General features: G+C 52.2%; 4 protein-coding genes. 1 reads left to right on the forward strand and 3 read right to left on the reverse strand.

The features are described 5' to 3' along the window. Positions 1 to 110: 110 nt before the first annotated feature. Positions 111 to 575 (reverse strand): transporter substrate-binding domain-containing protein, encoded by a 465-nt coding sequence (locus tag ACUHMQ_RS19940; RefSeq protein WP_445297200.1) that lies wholly within the window; start codon positions 573 to 575, stop codon positions 111 to 113. An 827-nt stretch (positions 576 to 1,402) separates the two neighbouring features. On the opposite strand from ACUHMQ_RS19940, the gene ACUHMQ_RS19945 reads away from it, so the two are divergent. Then, on the forward strand, positions 1,403 to 2,149 hold the full coding sequence (locus ACUHMQ_RS19945) for a DUF1353 domain-containing protein (RefSeq protein WP_445297201.1): 747 nt from the start codon (positions 1,403 to 1,405) through the stop codon (positions 2,147 to 2,149). Between the two features lie 34 nt (positions 2,150 to 2,183). On the opposite strand, the gene ACUHMQ_RS19950 is transcribed toward ACUHMQ_RS19945, so the two are convergent. Further along, on the reverse strand, positions 2,184 to 3,734 hold the full coding sequence (locus ACUHMQ_RS19950) for a hypothetical protein (protein ID WP_445297202.1): 1,551 nt from the start codon (positions 3,732 to 3,734) through the stop codon (positions 2,184 to 2,186). Beyond that, a complete protein-coding gene (locus tag ACUHMQ_RS19955) occupies positions 3,731 to 4,693 on the reverse strand; it encodes a hypothetical protein (protein WP_445297203.1) in 963 nt (320 codons plus the stop codon). The genes ACUHMQ_RS19950 and ACUHMQ_RS19955 overlap by 4 nt, the downstream gene beginning before the upstream one ends. Positions 4,694 to 5,118 lie beyond the last annotated feature (425 nt).

Here is a 5,118-nt window from a genome sequence, read left to right on the forward strand (position 1 = left end):
TACTCTGACCGATGTTCAAAAACCATACGGACAGCGCGTTCTTTGACTTCTGGCGAATACTTGGTTGGCTTCTTCATAACTCCATTCTCTCAAGAAATGGAGCCTCCTCACTATCCGGGGGGATTCAAACCGTCTGTGGTTGTGCCACGGGGAGAACAGATTCGGGCTTCATGAAATTGGCCTAGATTGCTGAACCGGCCAGATTTAGCGGCGAATTTCTGTGTTGCGACAAAGTAGCCCAGGCTGAAATCAAGCTGTTTCTCCCGTGCTGCTGTCTTTGCCAGTGCGGAGACGATAAGGTCGATGTGTCCATTGTTTAGCGATGTAACGCGGTCGGCTGCGGCTATGGGGAGGAATACAGGTTTCACCCCTAGTTTCTTGGCGACATACTGGGCAAATTCAATGTCGTAGCCAGAGATCGTGCCTCTATTTTTGTCTAAGTAACCGAATGGTGGAGAGTCCGCACGGACGCCAATGCTGATCTCTCCCTTTTTTTGAATTTTCTCCAAATCATCTGCCATGGCTGAATATGCAGCGAGGCAACTAATGGCGATGAAAGCTAGGTGCTGCTTCATTGCACTGAAACTCCAATTGGAAAACAAATTAATCGGCAAGCATCTGAAGTCAGCCATGCGACGTTGTCGCACTTTGACTTAGACACACTGCCCATATCTGCCCCCTCCCAATTAAAGTTATTGCACGTTTTGGCGCAAAAGCGCGAACTTTAGACGGCCTGGATTAGATGCGGTCTTAAGACTGTTGCCTTGTATTGGAGATATTTTTGCCAACAGAATTAGTGCAATAACTCCATGTACTCTGCCTGTTTTTATGCATATTGCAAATCCAAAGAATGCTTATACATTCCATTGTCAAATTTGAGGTTTGAAGTAAGACCGCTCATTAAGAGTCGCTAACAAAACCCAGCGAAGCGATTCTGGCTAGGCGAGCAAGCGTAGACAGTACGTAGGTACGGCAAGCTTGGCGCAACAACGCCAGAAGGGTTTTGTTAGCGACTCTAAGGGCTATCGCTTGATTACATGCGGGATACAGCGAAGCTACCCAATGAAATTCAAATCGCTCACCAGATACCGCCTAAAAGGAGGCAATAAAGTCAGGCTTGCGCGCTGGGTGACACCGATAGTGAAAGATAGGCAGCAGGCTTTCGTTGAAGGATGGGATACAGGTCTACAGTGCCAATAAGAGCCGCTAACAAAACCCTTATGGCGTTGTTGTGTAAGCTTGCCGTACCCGCGTACTGTCTGCGCTTACACGCCTAGCCAGAACCGCTGCGCTGGGTTTTGTTAGCGGCTCTAAGAGTCCGCTCACGATCTCACTAGTGCAGCTGTGTTAAGAGCGCCTTCGAACAAAAATAAGCCAGCGCACTGGGGCTGGATTGGGGGAGATGCAGGCGATGCAGGGTCGTGAAGCAAAGCGATGGTGCTGGGCAATGTTGGTGTTTGGGCTGGCAATGCCAACTTATGCAAGTGATTATGGTGCTTATATCGGCAGAGTGGTCGCGCAATGGCTGCCAGATGGAAGAACGATGAAGTTGATCGAGTCCTTTGCCTATGAAGACCCTAAAAAAATTCGATGGGAAGCGCCGGCGGGTTCGGTGGTGGATGGTGCGTCCATTCCCCAAATTGCCTGGTCGATTGTCGGTGGACCGTTCGAGGGCAAGTATCGCGTTGCTTCGGTGATTCACGACGTGGCTTGCAAGGACAGGCAGCGTTCCTGGCAACAAGTACATTGGGCTTTCTACATGGCGATGCTGGCATCGGGGGAAGATACGATCAGGGCGAAAGTCATGTATGCCGCGGTTTATCACAATGGACCGAGGTGGGAGCGCACAGTCAATATCCAGGAGATTTCCTATTTGGATATTGGGCAGAAGATCGAAGCCATTTCCTCTTTAGCACAGAAGGGTGAGCACCTCTCTACATCAGTCTCTACCTATCCCAAAGGGGCTGGTGCATTGCCCTTCTTTGGAGCTAAGCCGAAGACAGCTGATATTACGGTGAGGTTTGTTCCGGACGACCAGAATAGGCTTAGCGAAAAGCAGTTCGAGGTACTCAAGGCAGAGATAGAAGTTAAGGATCTGTCGTTGACTGAAATTGAGGACTATCTTCCTCTAGAGCCACCGGCCCAGTAATCCGGCTGGGTTGCCTTTGACGCTGCAGCAGACGCTAGTCTGAATGCAGCTTCTGCAAATGTTGGTCAAGCGCATCTTTTCCTGCCGGGTCTACGTCATCCCGGACTTGGTTGTACCACGCGGTAATCTCGGCGTCCGACAGGCTGGCGCGCAGAATAGGCAGCGATTTATCCAGGAATGTGGAAAAGAGCGGCAACCCGCGCGTCCATAGGAATTGCGCATCGGTATTAACGAGGGAACGATAAACATCGGCAACCCAATTAAGGTGGGGCAGGGCAGCTTCCAGGTTGCCGGATTTTTCCAAGGCAGAGATATAACCGGTACGCAGGGTGACGACGGGCACCTCGTGCGTCTTTGTGTTCAGTTCGATGGCTTTATCCAACCATGCCTGCCCACGTAGCAACTCACCCGACATGACCGATGTGGTGGCGAGCTGCAATGCGTTGTGCGCTGTCTGCTCTAGCGGGAACAGCGAATGAAATTTCGCAAAGGCTTGGTCCCACTGCGCCATGTCGCAATGCGATAAAGCGCAAAGCCGTAATGCATCGGCTTGGACGGCCGGGTCCGGGTGCTGGCAATGTGCCGTGGCGACGGTGATGGCGCTCGATGGGTTACCCGCCTGATAAGCAGCCAGGGCAGTTTGCAGTTCTACTGGCGTTGGGCGTTCCGCATTTTCGTCCTGCACTGGCTTATTGGCGGCCAGTGGTACAAGGCTGATGCCCAGGTGGATGAAGATCGCTTTATATTCCGCATCGGATATTTGCCAAGCTTCTACGAGTGTATGGCGCTTGGTTGATATCCCACCTTTGTCGTTGCGCCGTTGCTCGACATGCTCAAGCTTCAGCCACCGCGCTGCTGGGTCGGGTTCTACTTGAAGCCCTTCCAGCGCAATCGTCCACCACGTGGAAGCAACGATATTGGCCTGAAGCTCGTTTGCTTTTTGCATGGCCAACAGGGCGGCGGCACCGTTCTGTTCCAGATGCTTGGCCAAGTCTTCCACATTGCCGCCTTCCCAATACAGCTCGCCTTTGGTGCCGGATTTGGCCCAAGCCCGGATTGCCTCGCTATAAGGCGTACGTGTACTGGCGCGAGCGATGATCTGGCAGAACAGCATGGCAGCGGCAAATTCCAACAACCAGATAATGCAACGTACAATGGGACCGAACTGGTTCGGGTCGTTAGCGGCATCGGTTGTTGCCAATGTCCAAAGCATGCTTGCCCATGTGATGGGTCCGGATGTTGCAAATTCTGTGGCGCTTGCGTTGTCGATGGCTTTGAAAGTGGCTACCCAGCGTACCCAAAAGGCAAAGACGCAGAGCAATGCCGCAATTATCGTATTGAAGCGGACAGAACGCGAATGGCCTTTTTCAAATACCGTGGAATTCACGAGGTTGCAGCACAGGATAAAGATTAGCATCAGGAACGGGGCGACCCAGAATGGTGGTTTCTGCTCCAGCGTAACGGCATACCCCCAACCGTTGATGGCAGTACCCGGTATGCCTAGCAGGAACAACCATGGCAACACACGCAGGCTGACCCGGCCTGATGGGATATAGGTGGGTAATGCAGGTGTTACTGCACTCATTGCTGAGTGTCCCACTGCCAAATCGCGGCGCCGCGGCCGGATTCGACATAGGGCATGGGTTCACCTTGTTGGAATGCCCGGCGCGAATTGACCCGGGTTGGAATAAACCAATAGCCAGGGTGTGGGCAGGGCTGGCCAGGATCGCAGAGCAAGTTTTCCTCTGCTTTGGTACTGTGCTCCACCAGCGCAATCAACCGGCCTGTGGGGCGAACTGGGTGGAAGGTGGTTTCGACGGGTTTGAATTCCGTAACGTAGTCATCCACATCGTCCCTGCGCACCACTTCATACGCCGGCTGCATGACTTGTACGCCTTCACGGGCAAACACCAGGGCTGCTGTTCCCATGCCTGTGGCGGGTACCCATACGCCTGTCCAGGGGACAATGCCGCCGGTTTTACAGGTGAGGGACGTGTCGGCCTGGTATTCGGGAATCTGCTCGGGGAGGTCGGGAAAAACCGCTTCTTCGTAGTAACAGGCAATATCGTTACCCGGCACGCTGATATCGGTGAGGTGGTCGGATTTCCAATCTGGCTGGGTGTTATGCTTGTATGCATCGCCGCAATAACGCTGGCTCATGGCCAGTGCGGTGCAAAAGTCACTGCCTATGCTGTATGCGGCGTTGAGCTTGCCGATAAAGACATCTGCATCGGGCCCCATCCAGCTCATATTGCCTTCATCAAAACCCCGCTGAATATCGCCGAGGCTTTCACACCAGCTGATCATCTCACCGTACTCACAGCCCTTTAGTAAATGCCGGGCATGGGCGTAGCGCTGCAACAGTTCTTCGGTCCGGCCTCCCCAGTATGGAACAGGTGGGTAGTCGGATATGGAAGGGTAGCCTTTGATATGCGCCATCAGGAAATCAAAAGCATCCTGCAGGTGACTACACGCTCGGTCTGTATGGGCTGGCGAGGTGATGGTGTACCAAAGGTGTGCCTCACGGCTAAGATTCCGTTGCATGGCTTTTTATTCAGCTGATTGTTGTCCCATTACTAAATAGGTTAGATGGTGTGGGGAACGATGGCTGAGAAAATGTGGGAGTAGTTAGCGGGTGTATTGGCTATCCTTGTTGGCTAGTATCTGGCGATACTATTTCTTTAGTACTTTCCCCATTCATAGAAGTTAAGAACGCCGACCACATTTTGTGGAAGATGGGATAACCAAGTTTGAATATGATTGCTTAGAGAAATCACCCCTTGATTTATCGATCCAAGTGGCCAGGCATCTTTACCTTGGGCGGCTTTTCTTATTGATTGGTAGGGTAATCCCCCCGGAAAATAGGGGTGTGCAGAAGTAGAATTTTCTCGGATAGAGGGAGTTCTACAAAATGAAGAAATCGAGATTTTCGGACAGCCAAATCATCACCGTGCTTAAGGAGGCAGAGG

The organism is Chitinimonas violaceus (assembly GCF_052601015.1).